Here is a 25,693-nt window from a genome sequence, read left to right as displayed (position 1 = left end):
GCGAGCGGCGGGAGCGCAGGGCGTGCACGCTGGGCGGCGGCCCGTACGGGCTCAGAGGAGCTGGCGCAGCCGCTGCGGGTCGCCGCAGACGATCAGGCTGCGGCCCGCCTTGGCGAGCGCGGCGGGCAGGGCCTCGGCGGCCTGCGCGTCCGTACCCCCGTTGACGGCGAGGACGACGACAGCCCGCCGCCCGGCCCGTGACAGCGCGGTGTGGTGCACGCAGAAGACGTCCTCGCCGTCGGTGAGCTGGCGCCAGTAGGCGTCCTCGCCGAAGGAGAGTTCGTGCTGCGCCCACGGGTGCTCTTCGCCGGTGGTGATCACGAGGACGTCGCCCGGCGGCGTGCCCTCGTCGAGGAGCTTGTCCACCGTCTCGTCCGCGACGTTCACGGCCGTCGCGTCGGTGGCGGTGACCAGTTCGATCTGTGCGGCGGTACGGGACGGCGCCGCGGTGTTCCGCTGCGCACCACCTGTGCGCACGGTGCCGGGCCGTCCCGGAGTCGGTCCCTTGCTGTCCGCACGCGGAGGCGAGGGACGCGAGGGGGCCCGGGGGCCGGGAACGGGTACCGCGGGGCGGGAAGCCTGTGGAGTCCGGGTCGCTGCCGCGGAGTTGCGGTTGCCCGGGAGAGTCTCCTGAATCTGTGGCTCCTCAGGGATGAGAGGCATGGGGTGATGTCTATCAAACGCGAGCACGAGCCGCGTAAGCGGGTTCGGCCAGCGGTTTCGGACGGACGCGGGGCCGCGGTCCCGGCCGGGACGGGCCGCTCAGAAGAAGCCCATCTGCTCGGCGGGCGGGGTCTCTTCGTCGGGGACGGCACGGGTGCGCTTGAGGTGCTGCCAGCGCGGCAGCGTGTCCATGAACGCCCACGACATCCGGTGGAGCGGAGTGGGCCCGAACGCCTGGAGAGCGGTCTTGTGTACGGGCGAGGGGTAGCCGGCGTTGTCGGCGAAGCCGAAGTCGGCGTGGTCCGTGCCGAGTTCGGCCATGAGCGCGTCCCTGCGCACCTTGGCCAGGACGGAGGCCGCAGCCACGGACACACAGGACTGATCGCCCTTGATCACCGTACGCACCTGCCAAGGCGTCCCGAGATAGTCGTGGTTGCCGTCGAGGATCACCGCGTCCGGCACGACCGGCAGGGCTTCGAGCGCGCGCAGCGCGGCGAGCCGGAGAGCCGCCGTCATGCCCAACTCGTCGATCTCCTCGTTGGACGCGTGGCCGAGCGCGTGCGCCGAGACCCAGCCGTCGAGCAACGCGGCGAGTTCCGTGCGCCGTTTGACGGTCAGCAGCTTGGAGTCGGTGAGCCCTTCCGGCGGGCGGCGCAACCCGGTGACGGCGGCGCACACGGTCACGGGGCCCGCCCAGGCACCCCTGCCGACCTCGTCGATCCCGGCGACGATCTTGGCGCCCGTCTTGGCACGGATCGACCGCTCGACACGGTGAGTTGGAGGCGCGATCGGCATGGCCGCATCAGCGTATCGCCGGTCGTCCGCCGCCTGGCCACCGGGTGCACCGCTGTCTCCGGCAGCGCCCGGCTCGTCCCGGCGCTCGGGCTCCCGAGGGGGCTCGCGAGGCTCGTCGTGGCGCTCGCCCTCGGGCTCCGCGCGCTTCAGCGCGGCCTGCTCGGTGCGAGCTTCACGCTCGGGCTCCGCGTCCGGCTCCACGGACGGGCCGGCGTCCGGACGGCGGTCCCATGTCCCGTGCTGCGCACGCGACTTGTCGTCCGGTTCGCCCAACGCGTCGCCGTTCGCGGGGTCCTGGGATTCGGCGTTCATGATCAAGCGTTCAGGGTGCGTCGTTCGTCTCTGTCTCCCACGCGCGCCGTCCGCCCGGCCGCACCCTCCCCGCCCTGGAGCCGCGCCCGCGGGCGCGGTCGGGGGAAGGGATCACATCCGTCACGTCGCTCACGTACACGAACCGTACGAGCGCGGCGTGCACCACTGCTCGAAGGGGCGGTCGAGGTGGTAGCGCCCGTCCTCTCCCAGTTCCAGCGTACGTGTCTCCGCGTTCCCCGGATTCGACAGCGATTCGAACTCCGCGACCGTCCAGTGCAGCCATCGCATGCAGAAGAGGCGCATCGTCAGCCCGTGCGTCACGATCAGCACGTTCGGCGGGTGATCGGGCCGCTCGAAGCTGCGCCAGAGGCTCTCCAGGAAGGCCCCGGCCCGGTCGTAGACGTCCGCCCCGGACTCGCCCTGCGCGAAGCGGTAGAAGAAGTGACCGTAGGCGTCCCGGTACTGCTTCTGCTTGCGCACGTCCTCCCTGTCCTGCCAGTTCCCCCAGTCCTGCTCCCGCAGCCGCGGCTCCTCCTGTACGCGCAGCCGCGACGGGTCGAGCCCGAAGGCGGCGAGCGTCTGGTGTGTGCGCCGGTACGGGGAGACATAAGCCGAGACGTGCTCCCGGCCGAAGAGCTCGCGCAGCCGCTCGCCCGTGGCCCGGGCCTGCCGCACGCCCTTCTCCGTCAGCGCGAGGGCATGATCGGGCACGCGCTCGTAGATGGTGTCGTCCTCGTTCCCCTGGGACTCCCCGTGCCGGACCAGGACGATGCGCCTCGGTCGTGCCATATGGCCACTCTATGGCCATGGCGAAATTCAGACGGTCCAGGATGGTTCAAGGTCGATCACGTCCCCGGCTATCCCGGTCACGTCCGCTCCGAGCTGGGCACGGAGGGCGAGCCGTTCCACGCGCTCCGTGCGGTACTTGCCGTGCTCCGCGGTCGAGTCCCACATCGAGAGCACCATGAACTCGTCCTCGGCCTGGGCCTGTGTGAAGACCCCGCGCAGCATCCCGGGCGAACCGGCCATCGCCGGGTTCCAGACCTTCTCCTGCATCAGCGTGTAGTGCTCGATGCGGTCGCCACGCACCCGGCAGTGGGCGACGCGCAGCAGATCGGCGTCCGCGAAGACGGGCCGGAAGCCGGTCTTCACATCGAAGCGGTACTCGAAGAGGCGCACGCGCATGTCCTTGTACGTGCCGACCTGCGCGGCGTGCAGCCGGTCGTGCGAGCGCGCCATGAACGAGTCGTAGAAAGCGCGGCTCTCCCAGAAGCCGAAGAGATGGGCGACGCCCTCTCTCGCGCGGCTCCAACCGCCGCCCTGGCCCCGGAAACCCGGCTCGCCGAGCAGCCCAGCCCACTTCCGCTGCCCCCGCTCGAACCCCCGGCGGTCCACCACCGTGCAGCGCATCCACTTGACCAGCACCGCGCCATCGTACGGCCAACCGAATGACAATCCGTACGCACGCGGTCCCGCGACGGAATCCCGTCTGCCCGCACTCGATCACGGCCTCCGGCCGCTGCGCTCCCCTGCCGCGGCGGCGACCACGTACTCGGCGTAGGTCCTGCGCCCCACTGCGTGTCCGGGCGTCGTGTGGTGTCCGGCCTTGTAGCCCCGGGCCGCGCTGCCCGCGAGCGGGACGGGCAGCAGCGGGCGGCGCCGCCCGTACGCGTGCAGCGTCAGCTGTGCCAGTTCGCGGGCGGTGCGCACCTCGGGGCCGCCCATGTCCGGCACGCGCCCGGCGGGCGGTCCGAGCGCCAGCTCCGCGAGGCGCTGTGCGACCTCGTCGGCCTCGATCGGCTGGAAGGACATGCCGGCCGGATAGAGCGTGACGGGCAGCCGCCGCTGGGCCGTGGTGATCCGCGCGATCAGATCGTGGAACTGGGTGGCGCGGAGGATCGTCCACGGCAGCCCGCTGTCCTGGACGATCCGTTCGGCCGCCGCCTTCGCCCGGTAGTAGAAGAACGGCACCCGGTCGACGCCCACGATGGAGACGTAGACCAGATGAGGCCTGCCGCCCGAGCGCCTGAGGGCCTCCGCCAGCCGGTCCGTCCCGACGACGTCCCTGCTGGTTCCGGTCGTCGCGCAGTGGATGACGCTGCCGACTCCCTTGACCGCGGCGTGGAGGCCTTCACCGGAGGTGAGATCGCCCGTGGCCCATTCCGGGGCGGGGGCGGGGGCGGCAGGGGCGCCTCCCGAGCCGGAACCGGCGCCGGGCGGCTCCTCTCCCGGGGCCGCGGCCTCGGGGAGCGGCCGGCGGCTGAGCACCCGCACCGCATGCCCGCCCTCCAGCAGATTCCGGACGACGGCGCGGCCGAGGGTGCCGGTGCCTCCGGTGACCAGGACGGGGCCGGCGGGTCCAGGCGGGCTCGCCTCGCCCACCGGTTCGCCGGAGGCGTCGGGGTCGCGCTGGCCGCCGGGGCCGTCTTCTGCGCCGCTCATGCCGTCGGTCCGTCCTTCCATGCGTCCATCCTCGGGGTGCGCCGCCGCCGTCGCAGCCGTACCCCCGCCGCCCGGCCCCTCGCAAACCGCGAGGCGGGGCCCGGCTCACGCACCGGACCCCGCCCCGCCTGTCTCTCCTGTCTCGCCGGCCTCAGCGACCGTGGGGCTCGTCGGGCCTCAGCCCTCAAGCCTCACGCGTCACGCCTCAGCTGCACCCGCTCGTCGAGCCGCAGCCCTCGCACAGGTAGCAGCTGCCCGCGCGGCGCATCTTCGTCCCGCAGGAGAAGCACAGCGGCGCATCGGCGTTCAGCCCGAGCTGCATCTCCATCAGCTCCGTGGAGTTGTGCGCGGCGTCGGGAGCCGGGACGGCGGCCTGTGACTCGCTGATCCCCTCGGCCTTGGCCTCTTCCTTCGCCTTCTCCTTCGCCTCCTTGACCGTCTCCGCCTTCGGAGCGGACTGCGCGAGCCCCTCCACGTCGAGCTCGTCCTCGGACGGTTCGTACGAGCCGGTCTCCAGGTGGCGCTGACGCTCGCTCGCGGAGTGGATGCCCAGCGCCGAGCGCGTCTCGAAGGGCAGGAAGTCCAGGGCCAGGCGCCGGAAGATGTAGTCGACGATCGACTGCGCCATGCGCACGTCCGGGTCGTCCGTCATGCCAGCGGGCTCGAAGCGCATGTTCGTGAACTTCGAGACGTACGTCTCCAGCGGCACCCCGTACTGGAGGCCGACCGAGACGGCGATGGAGAAGGCGTCCATCATGCCCGCGAGGGTCGAACCCTGCTTGGACATCTTCAGGAAGACCTCGCCCAGCCCGTCGTCGGGGTAGGAGTTCGCGGTCATGTAGCCCTCGGCGCCGCCCACCGTGAACGAGGTGGTGATGCCGGGACGGCCCTTCGGCAGGCGCTGCCGCACGGGCCGGTACTCGACGATCTTCTCCGGCTCGGGCTCCGCCTTCTCCTCCTTGCGCTTGGCGGAGAGCGGCTGGCCGACCTTGGAGTTCTCGACGTAGACGGCGAGCGCCTTGGTGCCGAGCTTCCAGCCCTGGAGGTAGATCTCCTCGACGTCCTCGACGGTGGAGGAGGCGGGCATGTTCACGGTCTTGGAGATCGCGCCCGAGAGGAACGGCTGCGCGGCGGCCATCATCCGCACGTGCCCCATCGGGGAGATGGAGCGCTCGCCCATCGCGCAGTCGAAGACGTCGTAGTGCTCCAGCCGGAGCCCGGGCGCATCGATGATGTTGCCGTGCTCGGCGATGTGCTCGACGATCGCCTCGACCTGCTCCGCCTGGTAGCCGAGCCGCTTGAGCGCCTTCGGCACGGTGTTGTTGACGATCTGCATCGAGCCGCCGCCGACCAGCTTCTTGAACTTCACCAGGGCCAGGTCGGGTTCGACGCCGGTCGTGTCGCAGTCCATCATCAGGCCGATGGTGCCGGTCGGCGCCAGCACGGAGGCCTGGGCGTTGCGGAAGCCGTGCTTCTGGCCGAGCCGCAGCACGTCCTGCCACGCCTCGGTCGCCGCCGCCCACACCGGAGTGTCGAGATCGTCCGCGCGCCGGGCAGCGTCGTTCGCGTCGGAGTGCTGCCGCATGACGCGGTTGTGCGCGCCGGAGTTGCGCGCATAGCCCTCGTACGGGCCGACCACCGCGGCGAGTTCGGCCGAGCGCCGGTAGGAGGTGCCCGTCATCAGCGAGGTGATGCTGCCGGCGAGCGCGCGGCCGCCGTCCGAGTCGTACGCGTGGCCCGTGGCCATCAGCAGCGCGCCCAGGTTGGCGTAGCCGATGCCCAACTGACGGAAGGCGCGGGTCGTCTCGCCGATCTTCTCGGTCGGGAAGTCGGCGAAGGAGATGGAGATGTCCATCGCCGTGATGACGAGCTCGACGACCTTCGCGAAGCGCTCCGCGTCGAAGGACTGGTGGCCCTCGTCGTCGTCGCGGAGGAACTTCATCAGGTTCAGCGAGGCGAGATTGCAGGACGAGTTGTCCAGGTGCATGTACTCGCTGCACGGGTTGGAGGCGGTGATGCGGCCCGACTCGGGCGAGGTGTGCCAGTGGTTGATGGTGTCGTCGTACTGGATGCCGGGGTCTGCGCAGACGTGGGCCGCCTCAGCCATCTTGCGGAAGAGGGCCTTGGCGTCCACCTCGTCGACGATCTCGCCCGTCATGCGGCCGCGGAGCCCGAACTTCGAGCCGGCCTCGACGGCCTTCATGAACTGGTCCGTCACACGCACCGAGTTGTTGGCGTTCTGGTACTGGACGGACGTGATGTCGTCGCCGCCCAGATCCATGTCGAAGCCCGCGTCGCGCAGGGCGCGGATCTTCTCCTCCTCCTTCACCTTCGTCTCGATGAAGGCCTCGACGTCGGGGTGGTCGACGTCGAGCACGACCATCTTGGCGGCGCGGCGCGTGGCGCCTCCCGACTTGATCGTGCCCGCCGACGCGTCGGCGCCCCGCATGAAGGAGACGGGCCCGGAGGCGTTGCCTCCGGAGGAGAGCAGCTCCTTGGAGGAGCGGATGCGGGAGAGGTTCAGGCCCGCGCCGGAACCGCCCTTGAAGATCATCCCCTCTTCCTTGTACCAGTCGAGGATCGACTCCATGGAGTCGTCCACGGAGAGGATGAAGCAGGCCGAGACCTGCTGCGGCTGGGCGGTGCCCACGTTGAACCACACCGGGGAGTTGAAACTGAAGATCTGGTGCAGCACCGCGTACGCCAGCTCGTGCTCGAAGATCTCCGCGTCCGCCGGAGAGGCGAAGTAGCCGTGCTTCTCACCGGCGGCCCGGTACGTCTTGACCACGCGGTCGATCAGCTGCTTCAGGCTGTTCTCACGCTGCGGGGTGCCCACCGCGCCCCGGAAGTACTTGCTGGTGACGATGTTGGTCGCGTTCACCGACCAGAAGGCGGGGAATTCGACGCCGCGCTGCTCGAAGTTGACCGAGCCGTCGCGCCAGTTGGTCATGACGACGTCCCGGCGCTCCCACTCCACCTCGTCGTAGGGATGGATCCCGGGAGTGGTGTGGATGCGCTCGATCCGCAGCCCCTTGGCCGCCTTGCCACCCTTCGCGCGTGAGCCGCGTGCCGGGCCGCTCGTCGTCTCTGTCATTCCGCCTCCCTTAACGGGCATAACGCCCCGTTGCGCCCCGAATCTTCCCGGGACACCTTGCCTGATTCACAGTTCTCGGCGGCCTGCGCCACAGTGCGCACCCCGCCGGATCCGAAGTTCTTCTCGACGCTCCGCCGCTCGGTGCTCAGCCTGCGGCGGGCGGCGCGAGCGACGCCGCCGGGCTGCCGCCCGCGCCGTTCACGCTGTCCTCTGCGCGTCCTCCGCCGGCCTCGCGGCCGGCCGGGACCGCATGTCCCTGACCCCCCTGGACCCCCTGGCCCTCGCCACCTGCACCGTTGCCGGCCGCCGGGTCGCTCGCACGGGCCTGCCGCAGCTCCGCCACGGCGTCCTCGAAGTCCTCCAGGGACTCGAAGGCGCGGTAGACGGACGCGAACCGCAGATAGGCCACAAGATCGAGATCTTGCAGCGGGCCGAGTATCGCGAGGCCCACATCGTGCGTGGGCAGCTCGGCACAGCCCGTAGCCCTGGCGGCCTCCTCGACTCGCTGTCCGAGCTGAGCGAGGGCGTCCTCCGTGACCGGGCGGCCCTGGCACGCCTTGCGTACGCCCGCGATCACCTTGTCCCGACTGAAGGGCTCCGTGACGCCGCTGCGCTTGATCACCATCAGGGACGCGCTCTCCACGGTGGTGAAGCGGCGGGAGCAGTCGGGGCACTGGCGGCGCCGCCTGATGGCGGTGCCGTCATCGGTCGTACGGCTGTCGACGACGCGACTGTCGGGATGCCGGCAGAAGGGACAGTGCATTTCCCCCACCCTCCTCGAGCCTTGGAAAACCCGCTCCGTGCATGACTGTTGCGCCCTCGCGCGGCTCCGGCAGGAGTCCGCGAAGTTGCCACCAGCATAGTCCACAAAGTCCCAACTGGGAGCCGGGGGACCACAACTTGTGGGTGGCGCGTGCCAATCTAACCACTAGATCTGGTGGCAGCACGCGAGTTGGGGGAGAGCGTGTCGCGAGCGGTCGACAGCAGTCGAGAGTACGCGAGAGCCGATGCGGCCCACACCGGCGGGCCGCCTGCGACACACTGTGAGGGTGCGCGAACCGTCGGCAGCGGCGCTGCCTACACCGCGTGCATCGGTCCCGTCAGACGATCCGGCAATTTTTCACTCGAACGTGTGTTTGGCGCAACCTTTCGAAACCAACTACCGTTGTCCCACTAGGGAGAAACGCTCGAGAGGGGCCGACGTGACCACCACAGCAGACAGTGCCACCATCACGTCCCAGAACCGTTCCGCGCAGTCGCTCGACAGCATTCCGCCGGTGACTCCGGTGGAAGAAGCGGACGGGGCACTGGACGCCGGCGCTCAGGACATTCAACAGGCGAAGCGCTCGCTGCCGGGGCGACCTCCGGGCATCCGAGCCGACAGTTCCGGACTCACCGACCGTCAGCGCCGTGTGATCGAAGTGATCCGTGACTCGGTGCAGCGGCGCGGCTACCCGCCGTCCATGCGCGAGATCGGGCAGGCCGTCGGCCTGTCCAGCACCTCGTCCGTCGCGCACCAGCTGATGGCCCTGGAGCGCAAGGGCTTCCTCCGGCGCGACCCGCACCGCCCGCGGGCGTACGAGGTGCGCGGTTCGGACACTCCGGCCGCGCAGGTCACCACCGACACCACGGGCAAGCCGTCTGCGTCCTACGTGCCGCTGGTCGGCCGGATCGCAGCCGGCGGCCCCATCCTCGCGGAGGAGTCGGTCGAGGACGTCTTCCCGCTGCCGCGTCAACTCGTCGGCGACGGCGAGCTGTTCGTGCTGAAGGTCGTCGGCGACTCGATGGTCGACGCGGCGATCTGCGACGGCGACTGGGTCACCGTGCGGCGGCAACCGGTCGCCGAGAACGGCGACATCGTCGCGGCGATGCTCGACGGCGAGGCCACCGTCAAGCGCTTCAAGCGCGAGGACGGTCACGTGTGGCTGCTGCCTCACAACTCCGCGTACCAGCCCATCCCTGGTGACGACGCGACGATCCTGGGCAAGGTCGTCGCCGTGCTGCGCAGGGTCTGAGACCCCCGCGCAAGGCCCGCGCCCCGGGTGTCCCTCGCGAGTCACGAGCCGCCGGTTCCACTGCGCCGGAACCGGCGGCTCCGCCGTGCGCGCGGCCGCTACACCTCGGCGGCCGCCGACTCCGAGACGGAATCCGTGACGGTTTGCGCGGCGGATTCCGACGCCGGTTTCTCTGCGGACTTCGCCGCGGCGTCGATGGCGGCGAGCGAACGCCGCACCTGGTTGCGGTCCGTCGTGTACCAGAAGTCGGGCATCGAGGCCCGCAGGAAGCCGCCGTAACGCGCCCGCTCAAGCCTCGGATCGAGCACGGCGACGACGCCGCGGTCCCCCGACGCCCGTACGAGCCGCCCGGAGCCCTGCGCCATCAGCAGCGCGGCGTGCGTGGCCGCGACGGCCATGAAGCCGTTGCCGCCGTGCTGCTCCACCGCCTTCTGCCTGGCGCTCATCAGCGGGTCGTCGGGGCGCGGGAAGGGGATGCGGTCCATCACCACCAACTGGCAGTTCGCGCCCGGCACATCGACGCCCTGCCAGAGCGAGAGCGTGCCGAACAGGCACGTCTCCGCGTCCTCCGCGAAGCGGCGGATCAGCTCGCCCAGCGTCTCCTCGCGCTGTAGCAGGATCGGCACGTCGAGCCTGCCGCGCAGCTCCTCGGCGGCCGTCTGCGCGGCCCTCATGGAGGAGAAGAGCCCGAGCGTACGGCCGCCGGCCGCGCCCACGAGGTCCGCGAGCTCGTCGAGCATGTCGCGCCGGGTCGGCTCACGCCCGGGCGGCGCCAGATGCCCGGCCACGTAGAGGATGCCCTGCTTGCGGTAGTCGAACGGCGAACCCGCGTCCAGACCGCGCCACTTCGGGGTCTCCCGCTGCGCCTCCCCTGCCTCCCCGCCCGGCTGGTCCTCGCCGAGCACCTGCTCCGGGGCGAGCCCGAGCGAGGCCCCGACGCCGTCGAAGTCGCCGCCGAGCTTGAGGGTGGCGGAGGTGAGGACGACGGAGCGGTCGGCGAAGAGCTTCTCCCGCAGCAGCCCCGAGACGGACAGCGGGGCGACGCGCAGGGAGGCGCCGAAGCGGTCGTGCCGCTCGTACCAGACCACGTCGAACTCGGAGGCCTCGACGACCCGTTCGGCGACGTCGTGCACGTTCTCCAGCGAGGCCAGGGCCTGTTTGCGCACCGCGTCCTCGTTCTGCACGGACTTGTCGCGGGTGTTGCCGAGGGCCGTGACGCCCTCCCGCGTGGCGTCGCGCAGCGCCATCAGGACGTGCGCGAGATCCTCGGGGACCGCTTCGAGGCGGCCGGGCAGGGCCAGCTCCATCAGCCGCTCGAAGCCCTCGGCCGCCGTCTGGAGCCGGTCGGCGGTCTTCTCGTCGATGAGCTTCGCGGTGCGGCGGACGGCGCGGTTGACCCCGCCCGGTGTCAGTTCGCCCGTGGCCACGCCGGTCACCCGCGAGACCAGCTCGTGGCCCTCGTCGACGATCAGGACCTCGTGCCGCGGCAGCACCGAGGCGTCCTGGATCGCGTCGATCGCGAGGAGCGCGTGGTTCGTGACGACCACCTCGGCGAGCTTGGCCCGCTCGCGGGCCGCCTCGGCGAAGCAGTCCGGCCCGTACGCGCACTTCGTGGCGCCCAGGCACTCCCGCGAGGAGACCGACACCTGGGACCAGGCGCGGTCGGAGACGCCCGGCCGCAGCTCGTCCCGGTCGCCCGTCTCCGTGTCGTCGGACCAGTCGCGCAGGCGCAGCAGGTCCTTGCCGAGCCGGGAGGTCGGGGCCGCCTCCTCGAAGGGGTCGAAGAGCCCGTCCTCCTCTTCCTGCGGCACGCCCTCGTGCAGGCGGTGCAGGCAGAGGTAGTTGGAGCGGCCCTTGAGCATGGCGAAGACGGCGCGGCGGCGCAGCAGCGGATGCAGCGCCTCCACCGTACGGGGCAGATCGCGCTCCACGAGTTGACGTTGCAGCGCGAGCGTGGCCGTCGCGATGACGACCGGCTCGCCGTGCGCCAGCGCGGGCACGAGATAGCCGAGGGACTTGCCGGTGCCGGTGCCCGCCTGGATCAGCAGATGGGTGCCGTCGCCGACCGCTTCGGCGACCGCTTCGGCCATGGCCACCTGACCAGGCCTTTCCGTACCGCCCACGGCGGTGACGGCGGCGTGCAGGAGATCGGTGAGGGCGGGCTTGCTCATAGCTCCGACACCCTACGCGGCGCCTCTGACACCGCGTCCGCTCCCTTCGGGCTCACCCGGGCCACGCGGGACCGGCGGGGTGGAGCGGGTTGGCGACGGTGCCGTGTACGGCGGCGTGCGGGCGCTCGGGGCTGTCGCGGTAGCCGTCCATGTGCAGCCGGTTGCGGTTCAGGCAGAGCCGGTCGATGCGCGGTGCGAGCAGGTCGAAGAGGGCGAAGCGCTCCTTCAGCTCCGGGAACCGGGCGTGGTGGCGCTCGGTCTCGGTACGCAGCAGCGACCAGAACTCCCCCTCGGGGACGTGCAGTTGCTCCTCGTACAGCGGTGCGAGGTAGCGGAAGACGCCGATGAAGAGACCGGAGTGGATGAACTGGGTGAGGAAGCGCGGCGGCTCGGTCAGCAGCACCTCGCGGACCTCGTCCGGCATGCCGTCCAGTTCGGGCACCGGCTCGGCGCAGACGTTGACGTCGTCGACGAAGTCCTTGACCGCCATCCGTACGGGAACGTCGTCCTCGTCGAAGACGACGATCACGTTCTCGCCGTGCGGTGAGAAGACCGTCCCGTAGCGGTAGAGGAAGTGCAGCAGCGGCGGCAGCAGCGCGGCGAAGAGGCGGCGCAGCCATACGCGCGGCGGCAGCCCGGAGCGCCCGACGAGTTCCGCGGCGAGGGACCGCTCGCGGGCGTCGGTGTGGATGAGGGAGGCGAGGGTGCGCGCACGCTCGCCCGATTCGAGCTGCCCGGCCAGGGGCTCGCGCCAGATGCAGCCGAGCAGTTCGCGGTACTGGTACGGGACTTGCGGGAGCCGGTCGTACAGGGGGTGGGCGACGGTCACGGAGGCGACCTCGCCGAGCAGGATCACCCGGCACTCGTCACGCAGGAAGGCGTCTCCGTCGCGCAGCCCGTGGATCCACTGCGTCACGGCCGGGGCGGCGAGGGTCCGCTCCGTCGGAAGCCCGCGCCAGACAAGGGTGTTGAGCACGGAGAGCGGCAGCTTGACCGTGTGCCGCTCGGGGCGGGTGATGTTGAGGAACGTACGCACCGACTGCTGCGGCAGCCGCAGGTCGCCGTCGGAACGGAGGGGGACGATCTCGTCCTTGGCGAGCGAGTCCGCGAAGAGCGGTGCGACCGTCTCGTCCCACTGCCAGGGATGTACGGGCAGAAACAGGTAGTCCTCGGCGGGCAGTCCGCGCGAGCGCAGGGTGTGGCGGAAGTCCCGGAGGGTGTCCGGCCCGAGTTCGCGCTCGTAGAGGCGGTGCGGCTCCGCGAGGGTGGGGACGCCCCGGTAGGCGGCGAGGCCGTTGCGCACGGCGAGCCAGGGAAGGGGCTGCTCGCGGCGCGCCTCGGGCGCCCAACGGGCCGCGTCGGAGGCGGAGAAGCCGAGGCGGCCCTTGTTCGCGACGAGCCAGGGATGGCCCTTCTGGTGGCCTTCGAGCTCCGCGTATCCGAGTTCGGCGAGGCGGGCCGCGGGCAGTTCGCGCTCGCTGAGCCGTACGTCGGCGAGGAGGGTCGCGGACAGCTCGCGGATGAGGTGGCCGGTCGTGTCGCCGGTCAGCCCGAGGAGCGTGTCGTGCGCGCGGAGGAGGAAGCCGAAGGGGTCGGTTCCGGGCGGGGTGAGCGAGGCGGGGTCGATGTTCCAGTGGCCGTAGGCGCCGCGGCGGGCGCGGAAGCGGAGGGTGAGGCCCTCGCCGACGCGGAGACGGTACGGGCGGGTGGCGGCGGGCCGGGGTCCGGAGCCCGGCGCGGACTCGGGGTGGGTGCCCGGGTCGCGGTCGGGCTGGGCTTCGGGGCCGGCCTCGCGGGGGCCGGCCCCGGGGGCGGCGCCGGGTTCCTCGTCGCGTTCCGCATGGGCCTCCGCTTCCGGTCCCCCATCGGGCTCCGTCGGCGGCTCGGTGTCGGGCTCCGGCCGGATGATCTCCTCGTACGCGAACTCGCTGATCATCTTCACCAGCAGCCGTCTGCCGGCCCTGCGCCAGCTGTCCTGGTCGATTCCGGGCGGGAGATGGGGCTCGCCGGATGTGCGGGGATCGTCGTGGCTGTCGTCGCGGGCCGGCAGGTGCACAGTGGTTCTCCTTGTTCGGGGACAGGACAGGAGGGCCGGACCGGGTCGTCAGAGCACGTCGCGCAGCGCCCGGTCCCGGACCATGAGCGCGGCGCGCTTCCCGGGCAGGTCGACCTCGGCCGACAGCCGGAATCCGGCACTCAGGAACGCCGCGACGGATGCGGTGTTGCGTACGTCCGGCTCGGCGAGCACCCGCCCGCAGCTCGGACGCCGGTCCAGCACGAGATCCGCGACGGCGCGCAGCAGCGCTGTGCCGATCCCGCGGCCGCGGTCCGGAACTCCGCCGATCAGCAGGTGGATTCCCGTGTCGTGCGGGCGCGCCCGGCAGTGGCGGGCGATCGGATCGAGGTCGGCGCGGTAGATCTCCCAGTAGCTCATCGGCACCCCGTCGAGGACGCCCAGGCAGGGCACGCTGCGCCCGTCGCCCTCCAGTTGCGGTCGCAGATGCGCCGCCGTCACCTCCTGGGGGCCGTCGAGCTCCCAGTACGCGGCCACCGCCGGGTCGTTCATCCAGGCGGAGATCAGGCGCAGATCGCGGTCCATGCGGACGGGAAGGAGCCGCAGCGTGCCGACCGGGGTCTCGCAGGCGGGCCAGTCGCCGACCGAGTCGAGCAGATCCGGCTCCGGCAAGGCCGGTCCCGCCGCGGGCGCCTCGCCCCGTAAGTCCCGTGCGGAACCGGCGCGTTGCGGACTCGCGGCGTCGGCAGGCGGCTCCAAGCGGGCGTAAGAATCCGTACCGGCACGGGCACCGGCATCTGGACGGGCGTCGGCCGGACGGGCATGCCCGTCAAGGCGTCCGCGCTCGTCGTGCTCGGCGATCAGGGCGGCCAGTTCGCCGGAGATCCGCAGATCGACGGTGTCGTCGACGCCCCGGTCCCCGGACCGCGCCGAGGCGTCCGGAGCGTCCGGAGTGTCCGGCGCACCGGAGTTCGGACGATTCACGCGGGCGGACCTCCTCTCGGCAACCAGTCGCCGTCGGCCGCTCAGCGGCAGAGCGGATTGGCGATCGTGACGTAGACGGACTGGGTGTCGACGGGGCCCACGAGTTCGTCCATGCCGTGCAGCCGCGTGAGCAGATTGGCCTTGCAGCGCAGCGTCGGCGAGTCGAGCAGCATCGCCGGCAGCGCGGACACGGGACCGCCGCACGAGCGGCCCTCGTCCGCCCGCGCGCGCAGGAAGCGGCGCGCCGCGTCGAGCAACACCCGCTCGTCGGCGAGCCGTTGCACGCCGAGGGCGCCGATCAGGCCGAGCACGTTGTTGATGCCGAGGTAGTACGCGAAGCGCTCGTCCGCCACGGCGTCGTCCACGAAGGTGTCACTGTCGACTCCGAGCCGCGCGCCCGGCAGCCGCTGCTGGAGCGCGTCCCGCCGGGACTCGCGGAAGTAGTAGCCCTGGTTGTCGCGGTAGCGGCCGCCCGCCGGCCACCCCTCGGCGTCGAGGAGCACCAGGGTGTTCTGCTGGTGTGCCTCCAGAGCGATCCCGGCGTGTGCGTCCAGCCAGAGCAACGGCCGTACGACGGCGACGAGATAGCGCAGGAACCACTCGGTCGCGACGGTCGTGACGGACCTGTGGGTGCGTGCGGCGAGCTCTTCGACGACGTGCGCGAGGCGCGAGCGCATGCCCCGTCCCGGCGCGCCCGGCCAGGGCTGCTCGGCGGTCAGCCCCGCCACGCACACCGCGTCGTCGGACGGGCCGAAGGGGTTGTGCCTGATGACGGTGTCCAAGCCGGGCAGCGGCAGGCCGTCCGGGCCGTCGACCCCGAGCCACGCCGGGTCGCGGACGATGTCGAAGCCGGGGTGCACCGCCCGCCACTGCGCGCCCAGGCCGGAGCGCAGCAGCCGGTGCACCTCCAGCCCGCGCAGCAGCTCCTTGCGCAGGTTCTCCCGGCGGGAGTTGGTGATGGGGAGGCCGAGGGAGAGCTTGAGCATCGCGGGTCCGCCGGTGCGCACGACCGTACGGATGGAGGACGTCGGGTGCCAGACGTCGCCCGCCTCGCCCATGTCGTGCAGCAGCCCGTCCGCGAACAGGCGCGCGGCGGCGGGACGGTGCGAGAGACGGCGGGCCTGCCAGGGGTGCAGCGGCAGCGGGACGGTGCCGGAGGGCAGCCTGGACGTGAGAGCGTCGCCGGCGAGCCGGGCGGCGAGCTGTGCGGCGCTCACCGCGCGGCCGCGCTCCGTCCATGCGGAGTCGCACGCGAGGACCGATTCGTCGACGGCGATCCAGTGCAGCGGGAAGGCCGCCCGGTGCTCCGGTGAGTACGCCCTGCACTCCTCGTCGGACAGACCCTGGCGGCTCTTGGGCGCGGGATGCAGCGGGTGGCCGAGGACGAGCGCCTGCTCGGCGTCGAGGAACGGGCCCTTCTCCGGCGGGGGTTGGGGGGCGGCGGCGCGCTCCGCGATGAACTCCGTCGTACGGCGCACGGAGTCGGCGACGCGGGCGACGAGATCGGCGGCGGCGTCGGCGGGAGCGGGCCCTGCCGGGGCGCCAGACCCCGCCAAGCCCGAACTGCCCTGCGGCGCACGGGAGTCGGAGCTCCGGCCCCGCGGCGCGGCCTCGCGTGCGATGAGCGCGGCGAGAGCGACGGCGTCGAGCGGCGCGGCTCCCGGGCACGCGCCGTCGAGGAGCGGCGGCCCGAACTCGTGCCGTCCGGTGGGCGACCAGTAGCGCACGGGCACGCGGAGTGTGACGCCCGTGGCGTCCATGGGGAGCAGCAGAGGCCCGCCGTCCGCCGGCCGCGGGATGTCCCGCTCGCGCACCCAGCAGCAGAGCAGGTTGGCCACGGCGGCTGCGTCGGCCGTGCCCGCCGGACCGTCCGGGAAGGCTCCCGCGCCCGCGGCGTCCTCGGCCGCCGCGGCGTCCTGAGCGTCCCCCGCATCGCCTGCGTCCCCTGCGTCCCCTGCGTCTCCTGCGTCTCCTGCGTCTCCTGCGTCCGCAGCGGAATCGGCGGCTTCGGCGGCCTCCGCGCGGAGCCCGTGGGCGAGCCCCTGCACCTGTTCCGGCAGCCGCACCGAGGCGGGCGGAAGGCCGTCGACGGCGATGCCCGGAGACGGCTGCGCCACGTGCGGTACGGGAGCTGTGGACTCGTCCCGGTCGAGGTCCGCCGGGACTGAATGGGCCGCTCCTGCGCGCGCGTTCACGAAGGCTCCTCCGGTGTCGACTCGGCGCGCAGAAGTGCGGGCCGCCCCCCGTCCGTACCAACGAAGCCGGAGCGCCCTGATCACGGGCGAAGTGAAGATCTGTGACGTGAACCGGTCGGAACCGTGGACCCTGCCGGTCCCGTCCCCCACCCGACGGGGCATAGTTTCCCCTGGCTTCACCGGCCCGCTGCGATGCGGCCGCGGCCGGGGAGACCGTCCCCCTCCGGCAGGAGGGGCGCGACAATTCAAGAGGTACGAGGACATTCAGGGGGAGTTCATTCATGTCAGCCACCAGCAGGCCCGCGCGCCGACGACGTCCCGGGCTCGCCGTGGCCGCGGTCATAGCGGCGCTGGCCGTCACGGCCACCGCGTGCGGCCCCGAGGAAGACGGCGCGGGCGGCGAGCCCAGCGCCTCCGAGTCGGCCCAGCAGGACCAGAAGAAGCGGGACTTGGGCCTGCCGGAGGATCTGCCGAAGGATCTCCCCAGCTCGCTCGAGGACCTCGACAAGTGGCGCAACGGCGAATGGAAGAACTGGGACCGGGACGAATGGCTCCGCCGTGCGAAGGAGTTCATCAACCCGATCATCGATGACCTGTGGGACCCGGACCGGATGAAGGACGCCGACGGGAACGACCGCAAGGTCGACGACGACGAGATCGACGACAGCGAGAGCGGCGGCAAGGGAGGCACCGGCGAGGACGAGGGCGTCACCGACCCCACTCCGTCCCGGGTGCAGGCCAAGCAGGTCAAGCTCCCCTACACGAAGTCGAGTCCGCCCGTCGGCAAGGTGTTCATGGACACGCCGGAGGGTTCGATGGTCTGCTCCGGCACCGTCGTCACCGACCCGCAGCACCCCGGCAAGTCCAACCTGGTCGCGACCGCGGGGCACTGTGTGCACGCCGGCAGGAGCGGCGGCTGGTTCCGCAACGTCGTCTTCGTGCCCCGCTACAACCCCAAGGGTCTCTCCAACGCGCAGCTGGCCAAGGCGGCGAAGAAGGACGTGGCTCCCGACGGCGTCTGGTGGGCCAAGTACGCGCGCACGACGGACCACTGGATCGAGAACGGGTCGAAGACCGGCGGCAAGGGCGCGCCCCAGGACTTCGCCGTGATGAAGGTGCGCCCGGAGGACGACAAGTCCGGCCCGTCGCTTCAGGAGACGGTCGGCAAGGCCGCGAAGGTCAACTTCAACACGCCCCGGGTGAAGGCGATTCCGAGCCTCACGCCGCACGGCTACCCGGCGGCGCCGCCGTACGACGGCACGAAGATGCTCACCTGCACCGGCAAGCCGGGGCGTCTGACGCTCGACACGCGCCAGCCCACGATGTACCGCGTCGGATGCAGCATGACCGGCGGTTCCTCCGGCGGAGGCTGGCTCAGCCCGAGCGGCAGGGAACTGCTCTCGGTCACGTCGGTCGGACCGGTGGAGGGCGGCTGGCTCGCGGGGCCCCGCATCGGCAAGGAAGCCAAGGGCGTCTTCGACAGCCTGGCCGCGAAGTAGCCGCGAGGGGCGGGGTATTCACGGGTTACGCCGGTTGTCGCTGGACGACCGGCGGCCCGCCCGCCACCCCCGTACGGGGGCTCCGGTGTATGGGGATCTCCCGGTTCCCGCATCCCGCCCCTCGGACTGCCCCACCGACTGTCGGTGCAGCTCGCCGAGTTCGCGTTCTCGTCGCGCTGCCCGCCCGCTCTCGGAGCTTCGCAGTTCCGAAGTTCTCACCGCTGACGCTGTCTTCGCGGATCCGCGGATCCGCAGATCCGCAGATCCGCTGATTTCGCAGCTGCGCGGTTTTCGCTGTTGTCACTGTTCATGAGCCCGATCGTGTTCGGGCTCCCGTTCCACTCACAGGGGGATCATCTCCATGTCATCGATGCGCAGGCACGGCCGCCGGCGTACGGGCCGGGCCCTCGCCGCGGTCCTCGCGGCGCTCTCACTTGCCGTCACCGCATGCCAGTCCGGCGCGGACGGCGACGCCGACGCGCAGGGCAAGCCCTCCGCGGAGCAGTCGCCGACGCAGGATCTGGGAATTCCGAAGGATCTGCCGAAGGACCTTCCCACGTCGCTGAAGGACCTCGACAAGTGGCGCAACGGCGAATGGAAGAACTGGGACCGCGACCAATGGATCCGTGAGGGCAAGGACTTCGTCAACCCGTACATCAAGGACCACTGGAAGCCGGGTCGCATGCACGAGGCGGAGGACAACGGCAAGCGCGTCCCCGAGAACGTCGAGTCGGCGTCGGGCGCGGGCGCCAGCGACCCCGAGCCGCGGCCCGTGAAGGCACGCGGCGTGGACACGCCGTACACGCGGAACGCGGCGCCCGCCGGCAAGGTCTTCATGGACACCCCGAAGGGCCCCATGGTCTGCTCCGGCACCGTGGTCAAGGACCCGCGCAACCCCGGGAAGTCCAACCTCGTCGCGACGGCCGGGCACTGCGTGCACTCGGGCGGCAAGGGCGGCTGGCTGCGGAACATCATGTTCGTGCCCGCCTACAACAACCGCGGCCTGGCGCCGTCCCAGGTCGAGAACGCACAGCCGCAGGACGTCGCCCCGTACGGCCAGTGGTGGGGCGAGTGGGCGCAGACCAGCGACTACTGGATCGAGAAGGGCGCGGCCTCGGGCGGCGGCGGCTCACAGCAGGACTTCGCGGTGCTGCACGTACGGCCGGAGCAGCCCGCGGGCAAGTCGCTGGAGGAGACCGTCGGCGCCGCAGTGAGGATCAACTTCCGTGCGCCGAGCGCCGATCGCTTCTCGGGCCTCAGCTCTTACGGCTACCCGGCGGCGCCGCCGTTCGACGGCGCGAAGATGTACAGCTGCACCGACAAGCCGGGCAAGCTGACGATCGACCCGGCGCAGCCCGCCCTCTACCGCATCGGCTGCACCATGACCGGCGGTTCCTCCGGCGGCGGCTGGTTCATGAAGGGCAGGAGCGGCAAGGCCGAGCTGGTGTCGGTCAACTCCATAGGCCCGCAGCCCGCGGCCTGGCTCGCGGGGCCGCGCCTCGGGCCGACGGCCAAGAACGTCTTCGACGCGGTCAGCAAGAAGTACGCCGGAAGGAACTGACAGGCGAAGGTACCGAGTTACCGCCGCCACCCGTCCCAACTGCCGAGGCCCGCACGCCGGCCGACCGTGAGCCGGTCCGGTGTGCGGGCCTCGGCAGTACTCGTGGCGCGGACGCGGCTGTTACAGCCCGAGACCGCCCGCCGCCGCCTGCGGCTCGTACTTGCGCAGCTCGGCGGCGAGTTCCGCGTGCACCCGCGCCTTGAGCAGTGTGCCGTCCTCCGTGTGCGTCTCGGAGAGCACCTCGCCCTCGCTGTGCACGCGCGAGACCAGCTTGCCCTCGGTGTACGGGACGAGCGCCTCCAACTCGACCGACGGGCGCGGAAGTTCCTCGTCGATGAGGGCACGCAGCTCCTCGATGCCCTGGCCGGTGCGGGCCGATACCGCGATCGCGCGGCTCTCGGCGCGCAACAGCCGCTCCAGGACGACCGGTTCGGCGGCGTCGGCCTTGTTGACGACCACGAGCTCCGGCACGTGAGAGGCGCCCACGTCGGTGATCACACCGCGCACCGAGGCCAGCTGCTCCTCGGGAGCGGGGTGTGCGCCGTCGACCACGTGCACGATGAGGTCCGCGTCGGCCACCTCCTCCATCGTGGAGCGGAAGGCGTCCACGAGGTGGTGCGGCAGATGCCGGACGAAGCCGACGGTGTCGGTCAGCGTGTGCACCCTGCCGCTGGGCGTCTCGGCCTTGCGTACGGTCGGGTCGAGGGTCGCGAACAGGGCGTTCTCCACGAGGACGCCCGCGCCCGTCAGCCTGTTGAGCAGCGAGGACTTGCCCGCGTTGGTGTACCCGGCGATGGCGACCGACGGCACTCTGTTGCGGCGCCGCTCCTGCCGCTTGATCTCGCGGCCGGTCTTCATCTCCGCGATCTCACGGCGCATCTTGGCCATCTTCTCGCGGATGCGCCGCCGGTCCGTCTCGATCTTGGTCTCACCGGGGCCACGAGTGGCCATGCCGCCTCCGGCCGAGCCGGAGCCGCCGCCGCCCATCTGGCGCGAGAGCGACTGACCCCAGCCGCGCAGCCTCGGCAGCATGTACTGCATCTGCGCGAGCGACACCTGGGCCTTGCCCTCACGGGACTTGGCGTGCTGCGCAAAGATGTCGAGGATTAGCGCCGTACGGTCGACGACCTTGACCTTCACGACGTCTTCAAGATGGATCAGCTGGCCCGGACTCAGCTCGCCGTCGCACACCACGGTGTCCGCGCCGCTGTCGAGCACGATGTCCCGCAGCTCCTCCGCCTTGCCCGATCCGATGTACGTGGCCGGGTCGGGCTTGTCGCGGCGCTGGATCACACCGTCGAGCACGAGCGCCCCGGCCGTCTCCGCGAGGGCGGCGAGCTCCGCGAGGGAGTTCTCCGCGTCCTGCGCGGTGCCGGAGGTCCACACCCCGACGAGCACCACGCGCTCCAGCCGAAGCTGCCGGTACTCGACCTCGGTGACGTCCTCCAGCTCGGTGGAGAGTCCCGCCACGCGGCGCAGCGCAGCGCGGTCGCTGCGGTCGTGCTGCTCGCCGTCACGCTCGCCGTCGGTCCCGTCACTCCAAGCGACGTCCTCTTCCATCAGGGCGTCAGCTCGGCGGTCGGACGCGTCGACGCGCTGGCCGTTGTGAGGAAGAGAAGAGGAGAAGGTCATTGGGTCCTTACGTCGAAGTGAGAGATGCGGAACGGGACGAAGCCCTGCCTCCGCTACGGCAAACGCTCGTCCGGCGGTATTGATTCCCGCCCCCGGCCCCGCGAAGCACCCCTCGCGGCGGCACTGCCGGGCCCGCCTGGACGGAAATGGTGGCACGGGCGCGCCGGGCCGTCACCCGGATTTGCGCCGGACCTCCCTTCCCCCCCCGGGGGGCGGCGGAACGTCCCGGGGGCCTCCCGGGACGCCGCCGGCAGCCGCGTCAGGAGCTGCGCCACTTCGGGTGGCCCGGCATCTCCGGGGTCTTCTCGCCGTACAGCCACCCCTTGAGGAACCCCTTCAGATCCTTCTTCGCGACGGCGCCCGCGAGCCTGACGAAGTCCTCGGTGGAGGCGTTGCCGTCGCGGTGCTGCGTGACCCACTCACGCTCCAGACGCGCGAAGTCCTCCTTGCCGATCTTCTCGCGGAGTGCGTAGAGCGCGACCGCGGAGCCGTCGTAGACGCTCTTGCGGAAGATGTCGATCTTGTTGCCGGGCTTGGCCGCGTGCGGCTTCGCGGGAGGCCCGTAGCGCTTGCGCCAGCTGTCGGACGTCTTGTACGCCTGCCGCGCCCGGGTCTCCAGGGAGGGGCCGCCGCGTTCCGCGCCGTAGAGCCACTCGTACCAGGTGGCGTGGCCTTCGTTGAGCCACAGGTCGTCCCACTTCCTGGGGGACACGCTGTCGCCGAGCCACTGGTGCGAGAGCTCGTGCACCATGACCGACTCCTTGTACCAGGACGGGACGGCGCGGGAGGTGAACAGCTGCTTCTCGAAGAGCGAGAGCGTCTGCGTCTCCAGCTCGAACCCGGTGCTGGCGTCGGCCATCAGCACTCCGTATGTCTCGAACGGGTAGGTGCCCAGCCGCTGTTCGAGCCACTTCATCTGACGGGGGGTCTTCTCCAGCCACGGCCGCAGCTTCTCCCTGTCCCGCCGCGGCACCACGTCGCGCAGCGGCAGTCCGTGCGGGCCCTTGGCGTTGCGCACCCAGGAGCGCCCGATCGAGACCTGGGCGAGCTCGGTGGCCATGGGGTGCGCGACCCGGTACGTCCACCGGTTGTCCGCGCCGCTGCGCTCCTTGCTCTGGAGCCGTCCGCCGGCGACCACGGTCAGTGCGCGGGGCGCTGTGACGTGGAAGGTGAAGCGTGCCTTGTCGGAGGGGTGGTCGTTGCCGGGGAACACCCGGTGTGCGGCGTCGGCCTGGTTCGCCATGGCCAGTCCGTCCTTCGTGCGGACCCAGCCGCCGGTCGCGGGCTCTCCCGTGGGGCTCGTGTGCCGGACGACGACGCGCATGCGCTCGCCCTTGCGCACCGTACGGGAAGGGGTCACGACCAGGTCCTCGCCCGCGCGCTGGTACCGCGCGGGGCGTCCGCCGACGCTTACCGAGCGCACCTTGCCGGCGGCGAAGTCCAGGTTGAAGCGCGGGAGTCCGTCCCGGGCGGTGACGTCGGCGTCGATGACCGTACGGGCGTCGAGCGGCTCGGTGTTGCCGCCTCCGTAGCGGAAGGAGATGTCGTAGGAGCGCACGTCGTATCCGGGGTTGCCCAGGTGGGGGAAGACGCGGTCGCCCACGCCGAGCGGCTTCGGCGACGGAGGCGCGGCGGCGGCGATCGCGAGGACCGCGCAGGCGACGGCCACGCATGTACGGGCCCTGGTGCGGGCCGTCGGACGGGTGCGGGTGTACGGGTCGGCGGCGATGCCGGTGCGGGGGGTGTGAGCAGGCCTTTTCACTGCGGAAGATGAGTCGACCATGGATTAGTGCTATCAGCACACGGATCGGCTTCCGGACCGGCACAGCAGGGGCACACCCGAAAGAAGTCCGCCCGTCTCGACGCGGCCCGGCCCGTGGTCAGCGCGCCGGCATGGGCCGGGCGGCACGCGTGACGTCGTAGACGCCGGGGACGCGGCGCATCGCCCGCATCAGGGCGGGCAGCCCGGCGGCGTCGGGGAGTTGCAGCGTGTACGTGTGCAGGACGCGCTGTTCGCGGGGCGGCTCGACCTCGGCCGAGACGACGGTCGCGCCCTGCGCCGCGATGATCTCCGTCAGATCGGCCAGCAGATGTGTGCGCCCGAGAGCCTCGGCGCGCAGCGTCACCCGGCATCCGGACGCGCCCTGCTCCCAGCGCACCGGCACGGTGCGCCGCCCCGTGGAGACCATGCGCGTCACGGAGTGGCAGCTGTCGCGGTGGACGGTGACGGTGCCGCCGCGCACCGCGAACCCGGTGACGCTGTCGGGCGGTACGGGCGTGCAGCAGCCCGCCAGCCGCACGACGGCGTGCGGGTCTTCGGCCACGACAGTCGCGGCGCCCTCGGAGGCTCCGGCTCTGGTCGCCGCCGCGGTTCCGCTTCCGGGCGGGGCCCCGGCCGCTGCCGGCGCCCTGTCGCACTCCCGGCGCCGTGCGGTACGTACGCCGCCTCCGTCCGCGTGCACGCCCGCCGCGGCGCCGCGAAAGCCGGCGGCCGCCGCGGAGCCCTCGTCCGCGCACCGCTCGGCGGAGGCGCCGTCGTCGCCGCGCGCCGCACTCACCGGCGCCGGCAAGGGCACGGGGCCGGGCTCCGTCTCCGCGTCCGTGCCCGTCTCGGGCTCCGGCGCGGACGGATGGGCCGCGAGCCACTGCCTGATGGCGATGCGGGCGGCCGGCGTGCGGGCGTACTCCAGCCACTCCGGCGACGGCCCGGACGGCACCGCCCCCACGGCGGGCTCCATGAAGAGCTGCACGGCGTCGCCGTCCCGCAGGACGGTGCTCAGCGCGGTCAGCCGCCCGTTTACGCGGGCGCCGATGCAGCGGTGCGCCGCCTCGCCGTACTGCGCGTAGGCCGCGTCGACGCACGTCGCTCCCGCGGGCAGCGGCAGGGCGCCGCCACCGGACGCGGGCGCGGCTCCGGGTGAGGCGCAGTAGACGGTGATCTCGCCGTCCTGCGCCAGTTCGTCGCGCAGCTCCGCCCAGAAGGTCTCGGTGTCGGTGGCGTGGCTCTGCCACTCCAGCAGCCTGGAGAGCCATCCCGGGCCGCCGGGCTCTGCGGTGCCCTCGCCGTCGCCGGCCGGCGCTCCGTGCGGATCGCCCAGCGCGATCACCCCTGCCTCGGCGACGCGGTGCATCTGCCGTGTGCGCACGAGGACTTCGGCGATCCTGCCCTCCTCATCGGCGAACGCCGTGTGCAGCGAGCGGTAGAGGTTGAACTTGGGCGCGGCGATGAAGTCCTTGAACTCGGCGACGAGCGGCGTGAAACAGGTGTGCAGCTCGCCCAGCACCGCGTAGCAGTCGGCGTCCTCCTCGACCAGGATGAGCAGCCGCCCGAAGTCGCAGGGCCCCAACTCGCCGCGCTTGAGGCGGAGTCGGTGTACGGAGACGGTGTGCCGGGGCCTGATCAGCACCTGCGCCGCGATGTCCGCCTCGCGCAGCAGCCGCCGTACGGACGTCGCGACGCCGGTGAGCGGATCGGGCTCGCGGGCGTGCTCGGCGATCAACTCCCGTGCCAGCGCGTGCTCTTCGGGGTGCAGGATCGCGAAGGTGAGGTCTTCCAGCTCGCTCTTGAGCGCCTGGACGCCGAGGCGTTCGGCGAGAGGGATCAGCACGTCCCGGGTGACCTTGGCGATGCGGACCTGCTTCTCGGGGCGCATGACGCCGAGCGTGCGCATGTTGTGCAGCCGGTCGGCGAGTTTGATCGACATCACGCGGACGTCGCTGCCGGTGGCAACGAGCATCTTGCGGAACGTCTCCGGCTCGGCCGCCGCGCCGTAGTCCACCTTCTCCAGCTTGGTGACGCCGTCGACGAGATAGCCGACCTCCTCGCCGAACTCCTTGCGCACCTGCTCCAGCGTCACGTCGGTGTCCTCGACGGTGTCGTGCAGCAGAGAGGCCGTCAACGTGGTCGTCTCGGCGCCGAGTTGGGCCAGCAGCAGCGTCACGGCGAGCGGATGCGTGATGTACGGGTCGCCGCTCTTGCGCATCTGCCCGCGGTGCGAGGACTCCGCCAGTACGTACGCCCGGCGCAGCGCGCCGAGATCGGCTCCGGGATGGTGGGCGCGGTGCACCTTGGCGACGTGCTCGATGGCGTCGGGGAGGCCGTCGCGGCGCGGTGCCTGACCCAGCAGGGCCGCGCGGCTGAGCCTTCGCAGACTCTTCATGGCACCTCCTGCCGATCCCGCCGATCCCCGCTGATCCAGCCGATCCCGCTGAAGCATTGCCGGGGCCACCTGCCCGGCGGCACCCCGGGCCTGTGATGGTACCGACCCCACCACACCCTGATGTCCGGGTCCTGCGCAGCGTGAAACGGATCACCC

Annotated in this window: 17 protein-coding genes; 3 read left to right on the top strand and 14 right to left on the bottom strand. The window is 71.6% G+C overall.

Going from position 1 to position 25,693, the window contains the following annotated elements:
- Positions 1-51 precede the first annotated feature (51 nt).
- From QQM67_RS23945 to nrdR, 7 genes are all read right to left on the bottom strand, one after another.
- Entirely contained in the window at positions 52-477 is a 426-nt protein-coding gene (locus QQM67_RS23945; RefSeq protein ID WP_314176317.1) for a hypothetical protein, read from the bottom strand.
- Between the two features lie 285 nt (positions 478-762).
- A complete protein-coding gene (locus tag QQM67_RS23940) occupies positions 763-1,458 on the bottom strand; it encodes a ribonuclease HII (RefSeq protein ID WP_314176804.1) in 696 nt (231 codons plus the stop codon).
- A 441-nt stretch (positions 1,459-1,899) separates the two neighbouring features.
- The gene (locus tag QQM67_RS23935) at positions 1,900-2,559 is read right to left on the bottom strand and encodes a histidine phosphatase family protein (RefSeq protein WP_314176315.1); all 660 of its coding nucleotides are present in this window, start codon (positions 2,557-2,559) and stop codon (positions 1,900-1,902) included.
- Positions 2,560-2,586: 27 nt separating this feature from the next.
- A complete protein-coding gene (locus QQM67_RS23930; RefSeq protein WP_314176313.1) occupies positions 2,587-3,195 on the bottom strand; it encodes a YdbC family protein in 609 nt (202 codons plus the stop codon).
- A 78-nt stretch (positions 3,196-3,273) separates the two neighbouring features.
- Positions 3,274-4,212, bottom strand: coding sequence for an SDR family oxidoreductase (locus QQM67_RS23925; RefSeq protein ID WP_314176312.1), 939 nt, complete (start codon positions 4,210-4,212; stop codon positions 3,274-3,276).
- A gap of 205 nt (positions 4,213-4,417) precedes the next feature.
- Positions 4,418-7,306 carry a vitamin B12-dependent ribonucleotide reductase gene (locus QQM67_RS23920; protein WP_314176310.1) on the bottom strand — a complete coding sequence of 963 codons (2,889 nt, stop codon included), beginning with the start codon at positions 7,304-7,306 and terminating at the stop codon, positions 4,418-4,420.
- Between the two features lie 145 nt (positions 7,307-7,451).
- The gene (nrdR, locus tag QQM67_RS23915) at positions 7,452-8,069 is read right to left on the bottom strand and encodes a transcriptional regulator NrdR (RefSeq protein ID WP_314176308.1); all 618 of its coding nucleotides are present in this window, start codon (positions 8,067-8,069) and stop codon (positions 7,452-7,454) included.
- Positions 8,070-8,508: 439 nt separating this feature from the next.
- Between nrdR and lexA the strand changes: the two genes are divergently transcribed.
- Positions 8,509-9,321: a transcriptional repressor LexA gene (lexA, locus tag QQM67_RS23910; protein WP_314176306.1), complete on the top strand. Its 813-nt coding sequence runs from the start codon at positions 8,509-8,511 to the stop codon at positions 9,319-9,321.
- Positions 9,322-9,419: 98 nt separating this feature from the next.
- Here lexA and QQM67_RS23905 read toward each other — a convergent pair whose 3' ends face one another.
- Genes QQM67_RS23905 through QQM67_RS23890 form a run of 4 tightly spaced genes read right to left on the bottom strand, consistent with a single transcriptional unit; the run spans position 9,420 to position 16,685 of the window.
- On the bottom strand, positions 9,420-11,492 hold the full coding sequence (locus tag QQM67_RS23905; RefSeq protein WP_314176305.1) for an ATP-dependent DNA helicase: 2,073 nt from the start codon (positions 11,490-11,492) through the stop codon (positions 9,420-9,422).
- A gap of 52 nt (positions 11,493-11,544) precedes the next feature.
- A complete protein-coding gene (locus QQM67_RS23900) occupies positions 11,545-13,542 on the bottom strand; it encodes an IucA/IucC family protein (protein ID WP_314176802.1) in 1,998 nt (665 codons plus the stop codon).
- Between the two features lie 54 nt (positions 13,543-13,596).
- Complete coding sequence (locus tag QQM67_RS23895; protein WP_314176303.1) at positions 13,597-14,490, bottom strand: GNAT family N-acetyltransferase; 894 nt, start codon at positions 14,488-14,490, stop codon at positions 13,597-13,599.
- 41 nt (positions 14,491-14,531) lie between these two features.
- The gene (locus QQM67_RS23890) at positions 14,532-16,685 is read right to left on the bottom strand and encodes an IucA/IucC family protein (protein WP_314176301.1); all 2,154 of its coding nucleotides are present in this window, start codon (positions 16,683-16,685) and stop codon (positions 14,532-14,534) included.
- Between the two features lie 281 nt (positions 16,686-16,966).
- On the opposite strand from QQM67_RS23890, the gene QQM67_RS23885 reads away from it, so the two are divergent.
- Positions 16,967-18,184, top strand: a complete 1,218-nt coding sequence (locus QQM67_RS23885) for a trypsin-like serine peptidase (RefSeq protein ID WP_314176299.1) — start codon at positions 16,967-16,969, stop codon at positions 18,182-18,184.
- Positions 18,185-18,545: 361 nt separating this feature from the next.
- Positions 18,546-19,745 carry a trypsin-like serine peptidase gene (locus tag QQM67_RS23880; RefSeq protein ID WP_314176297.1) on the top strand — a complete coding sequence of 400 codons (1,200 nt, stop codon included), beginning with the start codon at positions 18,546-18,548 and terminating at the stop codon, positions 19,743-19,745.
- A gap of 120 nt (positions 19,746-19,865) precedes the next feature.
- Here QQM67_RS23880 and hflX read toward each other — a convergent pair whose 3' ends face one another.
- The 3 genes from hflX to QQM67_RS23865 form a co-directional block, all read right to left on the bottom strand.
- Positions 19,866-21,377 carry a GTPase HflX gene (hflX, locus tag QQM67_RS23875; protein ID WP_314176295.1) on the bottom strand — a complete coding sequence of 504 codons (1,512 nt, stop codon included), beginning with the start codon at positions 21,375-21,377 and terminating at the stop codon, positions 19,866-19,868.
- A 259-nt stretch (positions 21,378-21,636) separates the two neighbouring features.
- Positions 21,637-23,160 (bottom strand): M1 family aminopeptidase, encoded by a 1,524-nt coding sequence (locus tag QQM67_RS23870; RefSeq protein WP_399067475.1) that lies wholly within the window; start codon positions 23,158-23,160, stop codon positions 21,637-21,639.
- A 97-nt stretch (positions 23,161-23,257) separates the two neighbouring features.
- Positions 23,258-25,537, bottom strand: coding sequence for a RelA/SpoT family protein (locus QQM67_RS23865; protein ID WP_314176293.1), 2,280 nt, complete (start codon positions 25,535-25,537; stop codon positions 23,258-23,260).
- Between the last annotated feature and the right edge of the window lie 156 nt (positions 25,538-25,693).

Origin of the sequence: Streptomyces winkii (assembly GCF_032248595.1) — a bacterium.
GTDB classification, from domain to species: Bacteria; Actinomycetota; Actinomycetes; order Streptomycetales; family Streptomycetaceae; genus Streptomyces; species Streptomyces winkii.
Note: the sequence above shows the minus strand (reverse complement) of the source record. Positions and strands in the feature narration are given on the sequence as shown.

Excerpts from the sequence above, each read along its gene's own strand:
- QQM67_RS23940 (WP_314176804.1), bottom strand. The coding sequence starts at position 1,458 with ATGCCGATCGCGCCTCCAACTCACCGTGTCGAGCGGTCGATCCGTGCC.
- QQM67_RS23935 (WP_314176315.1), bottom strand. The coding sequence starts at position 2,559 with ATGGCACGACCGAGGCGCATCGTCCTGGTCCGGCACGGGGAGTCCCAG.
- QQM67_RS23925 (WP_314176312.1), bottom strand. The coding sequence starts at position 4,212 with ATGAGCGGCGCAGAAGACGGCCCCGGCGGCCAGCGCGACCCCGACGCC.
- QQM67_RS23920 (WP_314176310.1), bottom strand. The coding sequence starts at position 7,306 with ATGACAGAGACGACGAGCGGCCCGGCACGCGGCTCACGCGCGAAGGGT.
- nrdR (WP_314176308.1), bottom strand. The coding sequence starts at position 8,069 with ATGCACTGTCCCTTCTGCCGGCATCCCGACAGTCGCGTCGTCGACAGC.
- QQM67_RS23905 (WP_314176305.1), bottom strand. The coding sequence starts at position 11,492 with ATGAGCAAGCCCGCCCTCACCGATCTCCTGCACGCCGCCGTCACCGCC.
- QQM67_RS23885 (WP_314176299.1), top strand. The coding sequence starts at position 16,967 with ATGTCAGCCACCAGCAGGCCCGCGCGCCGACGACGTCCCGGGCTCGCC.
- QQM67_RS23880 (WP_314176297.1), top strand. The coding sequence starts at position 18,546 with ATGTCATCGATGCGCAGGCACGGCCGCCGGCGTACGGGCCGGGCCCTC.
- hflX (WP_314176295.1), bottom strand. The coding sequence starts at position 21,377 with ATGACCTTCTCCTCTTCTCTTCCTCACAACGGCCAGCGCGTCGACGCG.
- QQM67_RS23870 (WP_399067475.1), bottom strand. The coding sequence starts at position 23,160 with ATGGTCGACTCATCTTCCGCAGTGAAAAGGCCTGCTCACACCCCCCGC.
- QQM67_RS23865 (WP_314176293.1), bottom strand. The coding sequence starts at position 25,537 with ATGAAGAGTCTGCGAAGGCTCAGCCGCGCGGCCCTGCTGGGTCAGGCA.